This window comes from Pseudomonas orientalis (genome assembly GCF_002934065.1).
In the GTDB taxonomy this organism is placed as follows: domain Bacteria; phylum Pseudomonadota; class Gammaproteobacteria; order Pseudomonadales; family Pseudomonadaceae; genus Aquipseudomonas; species Aquipseudomonas orientalis_A.
In genome coordinates, this window is record NZ_CP018049.1 from 838,013 (window position 1) to 853,666 (window position 15,654).

Sequence of the window (15,654 nt, forward strand, 5' to 3'; positions counted from 1 at the left end):
GCCGACCGGCTTCATCTTTTAAGCGTTGTTGGAAGTTCGCCGCTCGTGGCTGCTGCTGCCAGCAGCGGGAAAACCACGGCCCAGAGTACCGCCAGCCCGGCCATTGTCGGCCCCAGGCCATAGCCGAACTGCACGCCGGCCAGTTGGCTGCCGGCGTAATACGACAGCGGTCCGCCCACTGCGCCCAACAGCGCGGCGCGCCACCAGGGGCGGGCGCTCCAGGCCAGGCAATGGCGCAAGGTGGTGGCCAGCAAGGCCCATAGCAGCATCAACCAGAAGGGAATCAGCGGCCCCGGCTCGCTGAAGTGGAAAACCCCGAGGGTGCGCAACAGCGTGTCGAGCAACGTGCCGGCGAGTGTCACGCCGATGATCAGCGCGCCTTCATCGGTCAATGAGCTGATCCACAGCAGATGGATGAGCAGTACCGCCAACCCTGCCAGCAACCACGGGCTGTCGCCGCCGAGCACAGAGGCAAACCAGCCGCATTGAAACAGCGCGGCGTTGGCCAGGGATTTAAGCATTAAAGCGCCCGAGCAACGGCGGGTTGATGGCTGCGGGCTTGGCCAGCAGCAACTGCGCGGTGCCGATCGTACGCTCCATGAAGCCGCCTTCGCAGTAGCACAGGTAGAACTCCCACAAACGCAGGAAGTACTCGTCATAGCCAAGCTCCGCCAGGCGCCCATGGGCGCGGCGAAAGTTGTCATGCCACAGGCGCAGGGTGCGCGCGTAGTGCAGCCCGAAATCTTCCATGTGCAGCAGGTTCATGTCGGTGTCGCGGCAGACGATCTGCAGCATGTTCTGCACGCTGGGCAGGGCGCCGCCGGGAAAGATGTAGCGCTGGATAAAATCGACGCTGTTCCTGGCCTGCTCATAGCGTTGTTCGCGGATGGTGATGGCTTGCAGCAGCATCAGGCCGTCGGGTTTGAGCAAGTGCGCGCACTGTTTGAAATACGTGGGCAGGAAGCGATGGCCCACCGCTTCTATCATTTCGATGGACACCAGCTTGTCGTACTTACCGGTCAGGTCGCGGTAGTCCTGCAGCAACAATGTCACCTGCTCTTGCAGGCCCGCCGCTTCGATGCGCTGCGCGGTGTAGGCGAACTGTTCCCTGGACAGGGTCGTGGTGGTGACCGTGCAACCGTAATGCTGCGCCGCATACAGCGCCATGCTGCCCCACCCGGTGCCGATTTCCAGCAGATGGTCGGTAGGCTTGAGCGACAGTTTCTGGCAGATGCGTTCCAGCTTGTTCAGTTGCGCCTGTTCCAGGGTGTCGTCGGCGCTGAGAAATTGCGCCGCCGAATACATCATGGTCGGGTCGAGAAACTCCTGAAACAGGTCGTTGCCCAGGTCGTAATGGGCTTCGATGTTTTTCCGCGAGCCCTTGCGTGTATTGCGGTTGAGCCAATGCAGGCCCTGGGTGAACGGCCGCGCCAGGCGGGCCAGGCCGCCCTCCATGGCATCGAGCACCTCCAGGTTGCTGACCATCACACGCACCACGGCGGTCAGGTCCGGGCTGCTCCAGTAGCCGTGGATAAACGCTTCGCCGGCACCGATCGAACCGTTGGCAGCCACCAGGCCCCACACCGCCGAGTCGAGGATCTGGATTTCCCCCAGCAGGTGCGCCTCCCGTGCGCCGAACACGTGTCGCTCGCCGTCCTCGACGATCACCAATTGGCCGTGGCGCAATTGGCCGAGTTGGCGCAACACGCCCTTGCGCAGCAGCGCAGCGGTCATGCCATTGACGTTCAGGCGATGGGTCTTGACCGATAAGCTAGGGGATTTCATGGCGGCGATCCTTGGTGTACCCGACGGCGGTGCTGGAGGCGCCATCGGCGGCTCGGTGGGAAAAAATCGGTGTGCGTTTGAGCAACAGGCGCATGGCCTGCCAGTAAATCGCCAGGCAGGTCTTGGCGGTCATCCACGGAAAGCGCCATAGATAGCGATGCAGGCTGGCGCGGTTCAGGGCTTCTTTTTGCAGGCTCAAGGTGGCGTCGAAGACTTTATCCGCGCCCTGCCAATCGGCCATGTGCACGCCGAGCCTGGCGCCGGGCGGGCTGAAGCTCATGCGGTATTCCAGGTCGCGCGGCAGGAACGGCGACACATGGAACGCCTTGGCCACGGCGAAGTGCTGGTGTTCATCGGCGCCCAGTGACTGGGCCGGCAGCACGTAGTGATAGCGCTCGCGCCACGGAGTGTTGGTGACTTCGCACAGGATCGCCGCCAGTTGCCCGTCGGCTTCGAAGCAATAGAAGAAGCTCACCGGATTGAACGCCAGGCCCCAGCTGCGGGCCTGGGTCAGCAGGCAGATAGCACCCTGTGGCGTGCGTCCCAGGGCCTTGCCGACTGCATGGCGCACCGCGTCGCTCAAGGACATGCCGTGGCGGGTGAACGCGCGCAGGTAGTCCTGCTGGCGAAAGCCGAAGGGCGCCAGGCGGCTGCTGCCTGCCAGGGGCGAGAGCGCGAGCACGGCGTCCTGTTCGCTGAGGTCCAGGTACAGCAGGCCGATGCGGTAGCGAAAGGCATGGGCCTTGGGCGCAAACCGGCGATGGGCGATCCAGCCGCTGTACAGGGCGCTGTTCACAGGGTTTCCCCAAACGCCTGGGCCACGCGCAGGGCGCTGACCACGCCGTCTTCATGGAAACCATTGGCCCAATAGGCGCCGCAGTAGAACGTGTTGCGCACGCCGTGCAATTCTTCCCAGCGCGCCTGTGCGGCCACCGCCGCCAGGCTGTATTGCGGATGGGCGTAGGTGTAGCGCGCCAGGATCTTCAGCGGGTTGATCACCGATGTCTGGTTGAGGCTCACGCAAAAGGTGGTGGCGCTGTCGATGCCTTGCAGGATGTTCATGTCATAGGTGACGGCGGCCTGCTGCTGTTGATTGCCGCCCAGCCGGTAGTTCCAACTGGCCCAGGCCAGCTTGCGCTCGGGCAGCAGGCGCGTGTCGGTGTGCAGCACCACGTCGTTATCCGCGTAGGGCAGGGCGCCAAGGATCTGCTGTTCGGCCTCGCTCGGGTCGGCGAGCAACGCCAGGGCCTGGTCGCTGTGGCAGGCGAACACCACGCGGTCGAAGGTCTCGCTGCCGGCCGGGCTGTGGATAACCACCCCGGCGTCGGTGCGCTGCACCCTATGCACAGGACAATTGAGGCGTACCTGTTCGCGAAAGCTGCGGGTCAAGGGCTCTATATAGCGGCTGGAGCCTCCTTCGATCACGCACCATTGCGGACGGTTGCTCACCGACAGCAGGCCGTGGTTCTTGAAGAAACGCACGAAGAACTGCAGCGGGAACTTGAGCATATCGGCCAGGGACATCGACCAGATCGCCGCGCCCATCGGCACGATGTAGTGGCGGATAAACCGCGGGCCGTAGCCGCCGGCTTCGAGATACTCGCCAAGGGTCATGTCGGCGTTGATGCGCTGCTCTTGCAGATCCAGCGGCGCCTGGCGGTTGAAGCGCAGAATATCGCGCAGCATGCCCCAGAACCCCGGCGACAGAATGTTGCGGCGCTGGGCAAACAAACTGTTGAGGTTATTGCCGTTGTATTCGAACCCCAGGTTCTGGTCACACACCGAAAAACTCATTTCGGTGGGTTTGAAGCTGACCCCGATCTGACCCAGCAGGCGGATGAAATTGGGGTAGGTCCAGTCGTTGAACACGATGAAACCGGTGTCCACCGCATAGCTTTTGCCGTCGACCGTCACGTTGGCGGTATGGGTATGCCCGCCAAGGCAGTCACCGGCTTCGAACAGCGTGATGTCGTGACGACGGCTGAGCAGGTAGGCGCTGGTCAGCCCGGCGATGCCGCTGCCGATAATGGCGATCTTCACAGGTCGTCCTTTTGCGGCGGTGGGCTGCGCAACATGCGTTTGCCGATGATCAGCTGTGCGCGGTTAGGCAGCTTCGACAACGGCCACAGGGTAGCGATGAACAAGGCCGGAAAGGCGATCTCCAGGGGGCGCTTTTCCAGCTTGGCGAAGATATGCCTGGCGGCCTTGTCGGCGGGCCAGCTCAGGGGCATGGGGAAATCATTGCGTTCGGTCAGTGGCGTGTCGACAAACCCCGGACTGATCACCGTAACGTCGATATTCTCCGGCGACAGGCCGATGCGCAGGGACTCGAACAAATAGCGCAGCCCCGCCTTGGAGGCGCCATAGGCTTCAGCGCGGGGCATGGGCAGGTAGGTCACGGCGCTGGCCACGCCCACCAGGTGCGGCGTACGCCCGGCACGCAACAACGGCAGTGCCGCTTCGATGCAATAACTGCTGGCCAGCAGGTTGGTGCGCACCACGTGTTCGATGATCGACGCATCGAACTGCCGGGCGTCGACATATTCACAGGTGCCGGCGTTGAGAATCACCGTATCCAGCGAGCCCCAGACTTCGCTGATCCGTTTACCGATTTCGCGTACGGTCTGGCTGTTGGTCAAGTCGCCGGCCACCACCAGCACTTGCCCCGGATAACGCTGGGCGAGCGCCTCCAGCGGGCCCTTGGTGCGCGAGCTGAGCGCCACATGGGCGCCGCTGTTGAGCAACTCCACGGCGAGCGCGGCACCGATGCCACTGCTGGCGCCGGTCAACCAATAACGACGGGGCGGTGTCAGGCTCATCCGATTCTCCTTTTCAGCCAACTGATGACGCCGCCGAGGACCGGCAGGTGTTCGTAAAGCAGCGCGCCGGCATCGAAGTAGTCGCGGTGTCGGTAAACCTTGTCGCGCCACATCAAGTGGGAGCAGCCTTGCACCTGGATCAGTTCGCCGCCGGCCAGGCGCGGGTGGCGGAAATTCATGGTCCAGCGCAGGTAGCCTTCGCCTTCGGCCGTCTGGTCGAAGCCGTGGAAATCAAAGGTCAGCTGGTTGACGTTGCTGTACAACTGCGCGAAGTAGCGATGCAGCTCGGGCAGGCCGTGGACTTCATGCAGCGGGTCGACAAACACGATGTCGTCGCTGTACAGGCTGTCGAGCAGATACAGGTTGTGCTTGTCCAGCGTGGCAAAGGTGTGGCCGAAATGGCGCAGGAAGTCACTCATGTTCGGCCATCTCCTGACGCGAAGGCAGGCTGCGAAAGGCGGCGAGGGCACGTTCGCGGGATTTCTTCAGGTCGACAATGGCGCGCGGGTAGTCGGCCACGCCGAACAGCCCGCCAGAGGCTTCGGGGTTGTGTACTTCTTTTTTATTCAGCGCGGCCAGTTCCGGCAGCCAGTGCGTGATGAACAACCCTTCGCTGTCGAATTTTTCCGACTGGCTCAGCGGGCTGAAAATCCGGAAATACGGCGCCGAGTCGGTGCCCGTCGAGGAACTCCACTGCCAGCCGCCGTTGTTGGCCGCCAGGTCACCGTCGATCAAGTGCCGCATGAAGAAGCGCTCGCCCTCGCGCCAGTCGATCAGCAGGTTCTTGGTCAGGAACATCGCCACCACCATGCGCAGACGGTTGTGCATCCAGCCGGTTTCCAGCAGTTGGCGCATGGCCGCATCGATGATCGGCAAGCCGGTGCGTGCCTGTTGCCAGGCGGCCAGGTCCTCGGGGGCGTCGCGCCAGGCCACCGCCTCGGTTTCGGGGCGGAACGCACGGTGGCGGGAAACGCGCGGGTAGCCCACGAGGATGTGTTTGTAGAATTCGCGCCACAGCAGTTCGTTGATCCAGGTGATCGTGCCGATGTCACCGCTTTCGAACTCGCCTTGGTTGGACTGCAACGCGGCGTGCAGGCACTGGCGCGGCGACACGACCCCGGCGGCAAGGTAGGCGGACAGCTGGCTGGTGCCGGGCTTGGCGGGAAAGTCGCGCTCGTCCTTGTAGTAACTGATCTGCTCATCGGCGAAGGCGTCGAGGCGCCGGCGCGCCTCGTCTTCACCGGCGGGCCAGAGCGCGCGCAAGGTTTCGCTGGGCGGCTCGAAACCTTCAACGCGGGTGGGGATGGCATCGCTTTGCAGGTCGAGCACGGCCTGGGCCTTGGGGCTTGCCACCAAAGGCGGCAAGGCGCTGTGCAGACGGGTGTAGCAGACCTTGCGGAACTGGCTGAACACTTGAAAGTAGGTGCCGGATTTGGTCAACACACTGCCCGGCTGGAAGAACAGCTGGTCGAGGTAGCTGTGGAAGGTCACGCCGTCTGCTTCCAGCGCCCGGGCCACGGCGCTGTCGCGACGGCTCTCGTGGATCCCGTATTCCTCGTTGACATGCACCGACTCGACCTTGAGCTCCCGGCATAGCTGGCTCAACACGCCTGGCGCCTGGTCCCAGGTGTCGGCGTGGCGGATCAGCAGCGGGATGTTCACGTCTGCGAGCGCTTGCTTTAAGGCGTGCAGGTTGCGCAGCCAGAAATCGACCTTGCACGGCGCATCATCGTGGGCCAGCCATTGTTGCGGCGTGATCAGGTAAATGGCCGCGACCGGGCCTCGCTGGCTGGCGGCAGTCAGGGCGGTGTTGTCGTGAAGGCGCAGGTCGGTGCGCAGCCAGATCAAGTGCATTTAGACGATTCCACGCTGGATCAATATCTGGTGGGCCGCCAACGGGTCTTCGGCGACGAACAACTCGGGGATGTCACGGGTTAATACGGCCAACTCGGCGTGGTGGATGCAGACCGCCGGTCCGGCAATCAATATCGGGCAAGCAATGCCCGCCAGCAGTTTCGTGAGTGCCGCGACCTGCAGCGCCTTGCTGGAATACAGCAATACGGCGCGCGGTTGCAGGTGTTCCACCGCCAGCGCCAGTTCGCCGGGGGGCAGCGGCCAGTCGAACACCTCCACCGGGCAGTCGGCGCTGCTGGCCAGCCAGGCGCTGAGCCACAGGTGCGGCTCCAGGGGCAAGTCGGAGTGGTTGACCAGCAGCAGCGGGGCGCCGTGGAGTTGCCGGTTGTTGTGGTAAATGCGTGCGCCGAACTTGCTGCGCAACCAGGACAGGAAAAATACCCGCTCCATCTGTGCGCCAAACTGACCCTGCCACTTCTGTTCGAGTTCGCTGAGCAGTGGCAGCATCAATTGCTCGCACAAGGTGCGTGGCGGGTAGAGCGCCATGGCTTGGTTGAAGGCATCGTCGACCCGGCGCTCAGCCAGCTCAGCGATGGCCGTCACCAACGTTTGGCGCAAGGCGTGCCATTCGTTTTCCATCGGTTCCGGGTTGGCCTGGGCCGAGTCGATCAAGACTTTTACCTGGCTGACCGGCACCCCGCGATTGAGCCAGGTGAGGATGGCATGGATGCGCTGCACGTGTTCGGCGCTGAACAGCCGGTGCCCTTTGGGCGTGCGCTGGGGCACGATCAGGCCGTAACGGCGCTCCCAGGCGCGCAGGGTCACGGCATTGACGCCGGTCTGGCGCGCCACTTCGCGGATCGGCAGCCAGCCGTCCTGCAGGGCTTGGGCAATGTCTTCGCCGGGTTCGTCTTGCAGGGCAACTGTCATGGTCTAGATCGCATTGCGCAGGCTGAGGTTTTCCGGGTGCGGTTGCAGGTAGGCCTGCTGCGCAATGTAGCGGTCCGGGTGTTGACGAAAGTGATGCTTGAGCAGCGTGAGCGGCACCACCAGCGGCACGATGCCTTGGCGGTACTGGCTGATGACGGTTTGCATTTCCTGTTTGTCATCGGCGCTGATCGCCTGCTTGAGGTAGCCACTGATGTGTTGCAGCACATTGGTGTGGGTGCCACGGGTAGCGCACTTGGTCAGGCCGGTCATCAGGTCGCTGAAGTAGCAACTGGCCAATTCGTCCAGGTGGGTGTCCTTGGTCATGCTGCCCAGCAGGTGGCCGAGACTTTTGTAATGCGCCGGGCTGTGGGCCATCAATAAATATTTGTAGCGCGAATGGAAGGCCAGCAGGCGGTGACGCGTCAGCCCTTCGGCAAGCAATTGTTGCCAGTTGGCGTAGACGAATACGCGGGTGAGGAAGTTTTCACGCAATACCGGATCATTCAGGCGACCGTCCTCTTCCACCGGCAGGTTGGGGTGGCGCGCGCAGAACGCCTGGGCGTAGATACCGCGCCCGCCGCCATCCACCGGTGCGCCGTTCTCACGGTACACCTTGACCCGCTCCAGGCCGCAGGACGGCGACTTCTGCATGAAGATGTAGCCGCACAGGTCGGTGTGCTCGGCCGCCATCTGCTGGCCGTATTCATCCAGCGGCTGGGTCACGTTGAGTTCGCGGTGCACGGTGCCTACAGCTTGCGGGCTGGCCGCGTCGCCGACCAGGCGAATGGTTTCGCGGGGGATGCCCAGACCGATGGCAACTTCGGGGCACAGTGGCACGTAGTCGAAGTAATCGGCCAGGGTCTGGGTGCACAGGAGGGACTGCTTATGCCCGCCGTTGAAACGCACGTTCTCGCCCAGCAGGCAGGCGCTGATGCCGATCTTGGGTTTCACGGAATGGGGCATGGGTAAACCTCTGCGAAATTCCTGTACAGTTTTTTATCCCTGTACAACTAAATCTCATCATAGATTTGATCTTGTACAAGTCAATAATTTTGTATAGGTATTTTTGCCCGGATTTACGTCCAGCCCATTTTCCAACGTTCAGGGTTCTGAAGGGCCTGCCATGGGAGGCGTTCGCTGCGCCGGGTCATCACCGCTTGCAGTTCGATTTCCAGCACAGTGCCTTCCTCGTCACGGAACAGTTCGGTGACGAGGAAGTGTTTTTCCTTGTTTTTCGGGGATGTCGCGGTCCATTTCGACAGCAGCAATTTGGCCGGATTCAAGCGGTTCATTGCAGGTGCTCGATCAACCGTCGCGCCGCCTCCTGGCCGCTGAGCCAGGCGCCTTCGACGCGCCCGGACAGACACCAGTCGCCGCAGACGAACAGGCCAAGGTCGGCATCGGCCAGCACGCCGAACTCATGACTGCTGGACGGCCTGGCGTAGAGCCAGCGGTGGGCCAGGCTGAATGACGGCGCGGGCATGGCGCAGTGCAGCAATTCGGCGAAGGCGCCGTGCAGGTGTTCGATCACGGCTTCCCTGGGCAGGTCCAGGTGCGCCTTGCTCCAGGTGCTGGTGGCATGCAGCACCCAGGTGTCGAGGCTGACGTCACGCCCGGGTTTGCTGCGGTTGCGCGCCAGCCAGTCGAGGGCGCTGTCTTGCACGAAGCAGCCTTCCATCGGCGTATGCAGGGGCGTGTCGAAGGCCAGGGCGATGGCCCAGGTCGGCTCCATTTTCACTCCGGCCACGGCGCTCGCCAGCTTCGGTGCGGCGGCCAGCAGGGTGGTGGCCTGGGGCGCCGGCGTGGCAATGATCACATGGCTGAACGGGCCGTGACTGCCGCCATCGGCATCGAGCAGGTTCCAGTGCCGGGTGCCCTGGAATACTTCGGTAATGCGGCAACCGAACTCCACCGGCAGGTCATCGAGCAGGGCGCGGGTAATGGCGCTCATGCGCGGGGTACCGACCCAGCGGATCTGTTCATCGGGGGAGGGCGTCAGCTGGCCGGCCTTGAAGTTGTACAGTTGGGGTTTCCACTGTTCGGCCCAGCCATGGCTTTGCCAGCGCTGCACCTCGTTGACGAAGCGCCGGTCGCGGGCGGTGAAGTACTGGGCGCCCATGTCCAGCGCGCCGGCGTCGCTGCGCTTGCTGGACATACGGCCGCCGCTGCCGCGGCTTTTATCGAAGAGTTGTACAGCGTGCCCCGCGTCTCGTAACGCTCGGGCGGCGGAGAGACCGGCAATGCCGGCACCTATGATCGCGATGGGGACAGTCATGGGAGGCCTCGTTTACCTTTGGGTACAGACTACGCCGACACCAATAGCTGTACAATATTGTTTTTTGGTATAAGTTTTGGCGTGCCTGATTGTGTGGCGTGACCTATGGTTAAGCCAACAGGCTAAACGATCGTCACGCTCGAATATCAAATCGATCCCTGCTTATAAAATAGACCAGTGAGCGGCGGCGAACGTTACATGAGGAGAGTCCCATGCATATTTTGCTGACCGGCGGTACCGGCTTGATCGGCCGTCAACTGTGCCGGCACTGGCTTGCCCAGGGCCATCGCTTGACCGTGTTGAGCCGTGCACCCGAATCCGTGGCGCGTATTTGCGGCGCGCAGGTGCTGGGCGTTGGGCGCCTGCAGGACGTGATCGGCGCGGTGGACGCGGTGGTCAACCTGGCCGGTGCGCCGATTGCCGACCGTCCCTGGACTCACAAGCGCAAGGCATTGCTGTGGAGCAGTCGCATCAGCCTGACCGAAAGTCTGCTGGCGTGGCTTGAACGCCTGGAGCAGAAACCGGCGGTGCTGATCTCGGGTTCCGCCGTGGGCTGGTATGGCGACGGCGGCGAGCGCGAACTGACTGAAGACAGCGGCCCGGTGCAGGATGATTTTCCCAGTCAGTTGTGTATCGCCTGGGAAGAAACCGCCGCGCGTGCCGAGGCCCTGGGCATTCGCGTGGTACTGGTGCGCACCGGTCTGGTGCTGGCGGCCGAGGGCGGCTTTTTGTCGCGCCTGTTGCTGCCGTTCAAACTGGCGCTGGGCGGGCCGATCGGCAATGGCCGGCAATGGATGCCGTGGGTGCATATTCAGGATCAAATCGCTCTGATTGATTTTCTTCTGCACAAGGCTGACGTCCGTGGTCCTTATAATGCCTGCGCGCCACACCCGGTGCGCAACCGCGAGTTTGCCAGGACGCTGGGCCAGGTGCTGCACCGCCCGGCGTTCATGCCGATGCCGGCCTTTGCGCTGAAGGTTGGTTTGGGCGAGTTGTCGGGTTTATTGCTTGGCGGGCAAAAGGCACTGCCTGAGCGGTTGCTGGCCGCAGGTTTCACTTTCCAGTTCACTGAATTGCGTGCGGCCCTGGACGACTTGTCCAGCCGCCTCTAAAGATAGGATGTTGCATGACCGATCACGCGTTGTTACTGGTCAACCTGGGCTCGCCAAAGTCCACTTCGGTGGCCGATGTGCGCAGCTACCTCAATCAGTTCCTGATGGACCCTTATGTGATCGACCTGCCGTGGCCGGTACGTCGCTTGCTGGTGTCGCTGATCCTGATCAAACGCCCCGAGCAGTCGGCGCATGCCTATGCGTCCATCTGGTGGGACGAAGGCTCGCCACTGGTAGTCCTCAGCCGTCGCCTGCAGCAGCAGATGACCGCGCAATGGACCCAGGGCCCCGTCGAACTGGCGATGCGTTATGGCGAGCCTTCGCTTGAAACGGTGCTGACGCGCCTGGCCGCCCAGGGCATTCAGAACGTGACGCTGGCGCCGCTGTACCCGCAGTTTGCCGACAGCACCGTGACCACCGTGATAGAGGAAGCCAGGCGTGTGGTACGCGACAAGAAACTGAAGGTGCAATTCTCGATCCTGCAGCCGTTCTACGACCAGCCTGAGTACCTCGATGCCCTGGCCGCGAGTGTGCGGCCGCATGTAGAGCAGGCTTACGATCACCTGCTGTTGAGTTTCCACGGTTTGCCCGAGCGTCACCTGACCAAGCTCGACCCGACCGGCCAGCATTGTTTCAAGGATGCCGATTGCTGCAAAAATGCCTCGCCTGAGGTGCTTGCCACCTGTTATCGCGCGCAATGCTTCAGCGTTGCCCGCGATGTGGCCGAGCGGCTGGGGCTGCCGGATGGCAAGTGGTCGGTGGCGTTCCAGTCACGCCTGGGCCGCGCCAAGTGGATCGAACCCTACACCGAGGCGCGTCTTGAGGCATTGGCGCAGCAAGGCGTGAAAAAACTGCTGGTCATGTGCCCCGCGTTTGTCGCCGATTGCATCGAGACCCTTGAAGAAATCGGTGATCGCGGGCTGGAACAGTTCCGTGAGGCGGGAGGCGAGGAGTTGATATTGGTGCCGTGCTTGAACGATGACCCGCAGTGGGCGGCGGCGCTCAATACCCTCTGCGAAAGAGCACCGGTTACGCTGTAATCACGCCTTGCGGTGATCCAATTGTGGGAGGGGCGGTGCGACGATTCGACTTGCCCCCGATGGCGGCCTCTGGGCCGACCAGGATGTTGGATCAGACCGAGTACATATCCGTTTCTGCGGTAACGGCTGCTAATGGTTCCGCTTTTACAGCGGCTCACTTTTGAAAAGCCGGAATGCCGGCCCAGTCAAAAGTAAGCAAAACGCTCTTGCCCCACCACTCGGCACCTCGCCTGCGTTCGGCCAGCGTGGTTTAACGGGGCGCCTGAGATCAAAAGCAAAAGCGCGGCGACCTTAGAGCCGACCGGTATCATTTGCCGGTCCGCGATCCAAATGTGGGAGGGGGCTTGCCCCCGATGAGGGAGAGTCAGTAAGTACATCAGTGACTGACACATCGCCATCGGGGGCAAGCCCCCTCCCACATTTAGTCTCATGTCTGTCAGAGGTTAAGGCTCAGGCTGACGGTAAGGTTGCGCGGCTCGCCGGGGTTGACCCAGTAGCTGCTGTAGGACCGCTCGTAGTACTTCTCGTTGAACAGGTTGTTGAGGTTCAGCCCCACGGTGACATTCTCCGTCGCTTTGTAATGCGCCAGCAGATCGACGGTGTGGTAAGCGGGCAGTTCAAAACCTGTTCCCGCCTCACCGGAGCGATCACCGACATAGGTAAACGCCGCCCCCAGGTCCGAACCGCGCAATGCGCCGTCCTGGAATTGGTACACCCCCAACAGACTGCCGCTGCGTTTGGCGACGCCGAGGATACGGCTGCCGGCAGGAATGGTTTTATCGCCCTTGGTCACTTCGGCGTCGATGTAGGCCAACGCGCCGATCACGCGGATGGCGTCGGTGACCTGCCCGGTCAGTTGCAGGTCCAGGCCCTGGCTGCGCGCCTTGCCCATGGCGCGGTTGGTGTTGGTCGCCGGGTCCAGGGTCAGCACGTTTTCCTTTTCGATATGGAAGGCGGCGAGGGTGGCGCTGAGGCGGTCGTCAAACAGCTCGCTCTTGACCCCGACTTCATACCCCACACCTTCTTCGGGCTTGAAAGTCTTGCCACCGGCATCCAGGCCGCTGTTGGGCTTGAATGAGGTGGAGGCGTTGGCGAATACCCCAACCTGCGGTGTGAGTTGATAGAGCAGGCCGGCGCGCTGGGTGAGGGCGTCGTGGGTTTGCCGGCTTTTGGCGTGGTTGCGGGTGAAGTCGTCGGTGCTCTGGTCGAAATGCTCGAAGCGCGCGCCCACCATGCCGCGCAGGCGGTCGGTGAAGACGATCTGGTCCTGCAGGTTCAACGCATGGCTTTGGGTCTGCTCGAAGAAATCGGTACCGGAGCGCGTGCCATTGGGTTTTGGCTGGCCGTAGACCGGGTTGTAGAGATCAATGGGGTAGTTGCTGCCGCCAATGGCGGTCACCCGTTCCTTCTTGCGGTAGTCCTCGTATTCGGTGCCGACCAGCAGTTCATGCTGCCAGCTGCCAATATCGAACAGCCCGCGCAGTTCCAGTTGGGTGATGCTGTCGTGCCAACCGGTAGAGCGCTCGCGGTAGCGGCGGTTGACGGAGTGACCATCGGCGTTCAGTGCACGGCTTTCCGAGGCATCGCCCCACAGGCTGCCTTGTTTGTAATGACTGGCCAGGCGCAGCTTCCAGGCATCATTGAGGTGATGTTCCAGCGCGGCCTGGATGCGGTTGTTGTGGTTGCGGATATTGCCGTCGTCCGGCTCGCCGAGGAACGTGGAGTGGGACATGCCGGTGTTGGCGACAATGCCGCGGTCGAAGGTGGAGGCGTGGCGCACGAATTCGCTTTCCACCAGCAAAGTGGTATCCGGGTCCAGTTCCCAACTGAAGGACGGTGCGACGAACACTCGCTTGGCGTCCACGTGATCGCGGAAACTGTGGTTGTCTTCAACCGCCAGGTTCACACGCGACAGCACGCGGCCTTCGCTGTCGAGCGGCGTATTCACGTCCAGCGCGGTGCGGTAGCGATCCCAGTTGCCCGCGCTGGTTTGCAGCGTGGTGAAGGCCTCGGGCTGGGGTTTCTTGCTGACGATATTCACCGTGCCGCCTGGATCGCCACGCCCGTAGAGGCTGGCGGCCGGCCCCTTGAGCACTTCGATGCGTTCGATGTTCGCCGCGTCCGGCGTGCTCGGGTAGCCGCGATTGGCGCTGAAGCCGTCCTGGTAGAACTCGGAGGTGGTGAAGCCGCGCACGCTGTATTCGTAAAGGGTCAGGCCGCCGAAATTGTTCTGCTTGGAGACGCCGCCGGCAAATTCCAGGGCGCGTTCCACGCTGGTGCTGCCCAGATCCTTGAGCACCGTGGCGGGAATCACGCTGATCGATTGCGGGATATCGCGCAAAGCAGTGTCGGTCTTGGTGGCGCTCGCGGAGCGGGTCGCGCGGTAACCCTGCACCGGACCGGTCGCCGACTCATAGGCGTCGGTGGTGACGCTGATGGTGTCCAGTTCCAGGGTGTTTTCTTCGGCGTAGGCGGGGTCGAGCAGCAAACCCAGGGCCAGGCCGGCCAGGGGGGCAAACTTTCGAGACGGCATGATAGAGCGTTCCAATGTCGGTATTGAAACAATATAACATGTCTAATGAGATGAATTGTTATGTAATATCATCTTACAGGTGCCCTCGAGCGGGCACCTGTGCGATGCCGCTTATTCCTCTTCTTTTACGGGCGCCGTGGCTGGCGGTGGGCGCAGGCCGATTTCCGCCGACAGCTTGATTTCCTTGCCGTTGCGCATCACCTGGATCGCCACCTTGTCGGTCGGCTTGATCCGCGCCACCTGGTTCATCGACTTGCGGCCATCACCGGCGGGTGCGCCGTCGATGCTGAGGATCACATCGCCCAGTTGCAGGCCGGCTTTCTGCGCCGGGCCGTCGCGGAAGATCCCCGCGACCACGATGCCCGGGCGCCCGGTCAGGCCGAACGACTCGGCCAGTTCCTTGGTCAAGGGCTGGACTTCAATGCCCAGCCAGCCGCGAATCACCTGGCCGTGTTCAATGATCGACTTCATCACCTCCATCGCCAGTTTCACCGGGATCGCAAAACCGATGCCCTGGGAGCCGCCGGACTTGGAGAAAATCGCGGTGTTGATGCCTGTCAGGTTGCCATTGGCATCCACCAGCGCGCCGCCGGAGTTGCCGGGGTTGATCGCCGCGTCGGTCTGGATGAAGTCTTCGTAGCTGTTAAGGCCCAGTTGGTTACGCCCGGTGGCGCTGATGATACCCATGGTCACCGTCTGGCCGACGCCGAACGGGTTGCCGATGGCCAGCGCCACGTCACCCACGCGCAGGCCGTCGGAGCGGCCGAGGGTGATCGACGGCAAATCCTTCAGGTCGATCTTCAGTACCGCAAGATCGGTTTCCGGATCGCTGCCCACGACGCGGGCCAGGGTTTCGCGGCCGTCACGCAGGGCCACCACGATCTGGTCGGCGCCGGTGGTCACGTGATTGTTGGTGAGGATGTAGCCTTCCGGGCTCATGATCACCCCGGAACCGAGGCTGGACTCCATGCGGCGCTGCTTGGGCCCGTTATCACCGAAATAGCGGCGGAACTGCGGGTCTTCGAACAGGGGATGCGCCGGCTTGTTGATGACCTTGGTGGTGTACAGGTTGACCACGGCGGGGGCGGCGATGACCACGGCGTCGGCATAGGTCACCGGGCCTTGCACCACGGTGCTGGTTTGCGGGGCCTGTTGCAGGTTCACATCCAGACTGGGCAGGCCAACCCACTGGGGATAACGCTGAATAATCAGCATCGCGATCAGCACGCCAGCCAGCAATGGCCATCCAAAAAAACGCAGTGCCTTGAGCATCAAGTAAGTCCTGACAGGTTGCAGGGGGCGCGGG

General features: G+C 62.5%; 15 protein-coding genes. 2 read left to right on the top strand and 13 right to left on the bottom strand.

The genetic code is table 11. The features are described 5' to 3' along the window. Positions 1 to 11: 11 nt before the first annotated feature. From BOP93_RS03660 to BOP93_RS03710, 11 genes are all read right to left on the bottom strand, one after another. Positions 12 to 521 carry a DUF2878 domain-containing protein gene (locus tag BOP93_RS03660; RefSeq protein ID WP_104501586.1) on the bottom strand — a complete coding sequence of 170 codons (510 nt, stop codon included), beginning with the start codon at positions 519 to 521 and terminating at the stop codon, positions 12 to 14. After that, positions 514 to 1,785, bottom strand: coding sequence for an SAM-dependent methyltransferase (locus BOP93_RS03665; protein ID WP_104501587.1), 1,272 nt, complete (start codon positions 1,783 to 1,785; stop codon positions 514 to 516). The genes BOP93_RS03660 and BOP93_RS03665 overlap by 8 nt, the downstream gene beginning before the upstream one ends. Beyond that, on the bottom strand, positions 1,772 to 2,581 hold the full coding sequence (locus BOP93_RS03670) for a DUF1365 domain-containing protein (protein ID WP_104501588.1): 810 nt from the start codon (positions 2,579 to 2,581) through the stop codon (positions 1,772 to 1,774). Before BOP93_RS03670 ends, BOP93_RS03665 begins: the two co-directional genes overlap by 14 nt. Further along, positions 2,578 to 3,825 (bottom strand): NAD(P)/FAD-dependent oxidoreductase, encoded by a 1,248-nt coding sequence (locus tag BOP93_RS03675; RefSeq protein ID WP_104501589.1) that lies wholly within the window; start codon positions 3,823 to 3,825, stop codon positions 2,578 to 2,580. Before BOP93_RS03675 ends, BOP93_RS03670 begins: the two co-directional genes overlap by 4 nt. Further along, the gene (locus BOP93_RS03680) at positions 3,822 to 4,604 is read right to left on the bottom strand and encodes an SDR family NAD(P)-dependent oxidoreductase (RefSeq protein WP_065891711.1); all 783 of its coding nucleotides are present in this window, start codon (positions 4,602 to 4,604) and stop codon (positions 3,822 to 3,824) included. Before BOP93_RS03680 ends, BOP93_RS03675 begins: the two co-directional genes overlap by 4 nt. After that, positions 4,601 to 5,023 (bottom strand): nuclear transport factor 2 family protein, encoded by a 423-nt coding sequence (locus tag BOP93_RS03685; RefSeq protein ID WP_104501590.1) that lies wholly within the window; start codon positions 5,021 to 5,023, stop codon positions 4,601 to 4,603. The genes BOP93_RS03680 and BOP93_RS03685 overlap by 4 nt, the downstream gene beginning before the upstream one ends. Further along, a complete protein-coding gene (gene phrB, locus BOP93_RS03690; RefSeq protein ID WP_104501591.1) occupies positions 5,016 to 6,458 on the bottom strand; it encodes a deoxyribodipyrimidine photo-lyase in 1,443 nt (480 codons plus the stop codon). Before phrB ends, BOP93_RS03685 begins: the two co-directional genes overlap by 8 nt. Next, complete coding sequence (locus BOP93_RS03695) at positions 6,459 to 7,388, bottom strand: MerR family transcriptional regulator (protein ID WP_104501592.1); 930 nt, start codon at positions 7,386 to 7,388, stop codon at positions 6,459 to 6,461. It lies immediately after the preceding gene. Positions 7,389 to 7,391: 3 nt separating this feature from the next. Further along, entirely contained in the window at positions 7,392 to 8,351 is a 960-nt protein-coding gene (locus BOP93_RS03700; protein ID WP_104501593.1) for a YbgA family protein, read from the bottom strand. A 113-nt stretch (positions 8,352 to 8,464) separates the two neighbouring features. Continuing rightward, positions 8,465 to 8,680 carry a TIGR02450 family Trp-rich protein gene (locus BOP93_RS03705; protein WP_065932425.1) on the bottom strand — a complete coding sequence of 72 codons (216 nt, stop codon included), beginning with the start codon at positions 8,678 to 8,680 and terminating at the stop codon, positions 8,465 to 8,467. After that, positions 8,677 to 9,663: an NAD(P)/FAD-dependent oxidoreductase gene (locus BOP93_RS03710; protein WP_104501594.1), complete on the bottom strand. Its 987-nt coding sequence runs from the start codon at positions 9,661 to 9,663 to the stop codon at positions 8,677 to 8,679. Before BOP93_RS03710 ends, BOP93_RS03705 begins: the two co-directional genes overlap by 4 nt. Positions 9,664 to 9,875: 212 nt before the next feature. Here BOP93_RS03710 and BOP93_RS03715 point away from each other — a divergent pair, with 212 nt between their 5' ends. After that, positions 9,876 to 10,775, top strand: a complete 900-nt coding sequence (locus tag BOP93_RS03715) for a TIGR01777 family oxidoreductase (RefSeq protein ID WP_104501595.1) — start codon at positions 9,876 to 9,878, stop codon at positions 10,773 to 10,775. A gap of 14 nt (positions 10,776 to 10,789) precedes the next feature. Continuing rightward, positions 10,790 to 11,815, top strand: a complete 1,026-nt coding sequence (gene hemH, locus BOP93_RS03720; RefSeq protein WP_104501596.1) for a ferrochelatase — start codon at positions 10,790 to 10,792, stop codon at positions 11,813 to 11,815. Positions 11,816 to 12,251: 436 nt separating this feature from the next. Here hemH and BOP93_RS03730 read toward each other — a convergent pair whose 3' ends face one another. Further along, positions 12,252 to 14,348, bottom strand: coding sequence for a TonB-dependent siderophore receptor (locus BOP93_RS03730; RefSeq protein ID WP_104501598.1), 2,097 nt, complete (start codon positions 14,346 to 14,348; stop codon positions 12,252 to 12,254). A gap of 111 nt (positions 14,349 to 14,459) precedes the next feature. Beyond that, positions 14,460 to 15,620, bottom strand: coding sequence for a Do family serine endopeptidase AlgW (gene algW / locus BOP93_RS03735; RefSeq protein ID WP_057725862.1), 1,161 nt, complete (start codon positions 15,618 to 15,620; stop codon positions 14,460 to 14,462). Positions 15,621 to 15,654: the final 34 nt, after the last annotated feature.

What these genes read in the sequence shown, in the direction of transcription:
- BOP93_RS03685 (WP_104501590.1), bottom strand. Translation starts at nt 5,023, where the DNA reads ATGAGTGACTTCCTGCGCCATTTCGGCCACACCTTTGCCACGCTGGAC.
- BOP93_RS03705 (WP_065932425.1), bottom strand. Translation starts at nt 8,680, where the DNA reads ATGAACCGCTTGAATCCGGCCAAATTGCTGCTGTCGAAATGGACCGCG.
- BOP93_RS03660 (WP_104501586.1), bottom strand. Translation starts at nt 521, where the DNA reads ATGCTTAAATCCCTGGCCAACGCCGCGCTGTTTCAATGCGGCTGGTTT.
- BOP93_RS03695 (WP_104501592.1), bottom strand. Translation starts at nt 7,388, where the DNA reads ATGACAGTTGCCCTGCAAGACGAACCCGGCGAAGACATTGCCCAAGCC.
- BOP93_RS03665 (WP_104501587.1), bottom strand. Translation starts at nt 1,785, where the DNA reads ATGAAATCCCCTAGCTTATCGGTCAAGACCCATCGCCTGAACGTCAAT.
- phrB (WP_104501591.1), bottom strand. Translation starts at nt 6,458, where the DNA reads ATGCACTTGATCTGGCTGCGCACCGACCTGCGCCTTCACGACAACACC.
- hemH (WP_104501596.1), top strand. Translation starts at nt 10,790, where the DNA reads ATGACCGATCACGCGTTGTTACTGGTCAACCTGGGCTCGCCAAAGTCC.
- BOP93_RS03680 (WP_065891711.1), bottom strand. Translation starts at nt 4,604, where the DNA reads ATGAGCCTGACACCGCCCCGTCGTTATTGGTTGACCGGCGCCAGCAGT.
- algW (WP_057725862.1), bottom strand. Translation starts at nt 15,620, where the DNA reads ATGCTCAAGGCACTGCGTTTTTTTGGATGGCCATTGCTGGCTGGCGTG.
- BOP93_RS03715 (WP_104501595.1), top strand. Translation starts at nt 9,876, where the DNA reads ATGCATATTTTGCTGACCGGCGGTACCGGCTTGATCGGCCGTCAACTG.
- BOP93_RS03710 (WP_104501594.1), bottom strand. Translation starts at nt 9,663, where the DNA reads ATGACTGTCCCCATCGCGATCATAGGTGCCGGCATTGCCGGTCTCTCC.
- BOP93_RS03730 (WP_104501598.1), bottom strand. Translation starts at nt 14,348, where the DNA reads ATGCCGTCTCGAAAGTTTGCCCCCCTGGCCGGCCTGGCCCTGGGTTTG.
- BOP93_RS03700 (WP_104501593.1), bottom strand. Translation starts at nt 8,351, where the DNA reads ATGCCCCATTCCGTGAAACCCAAGATCGGCATCAGCGCCTGCCTGCTG.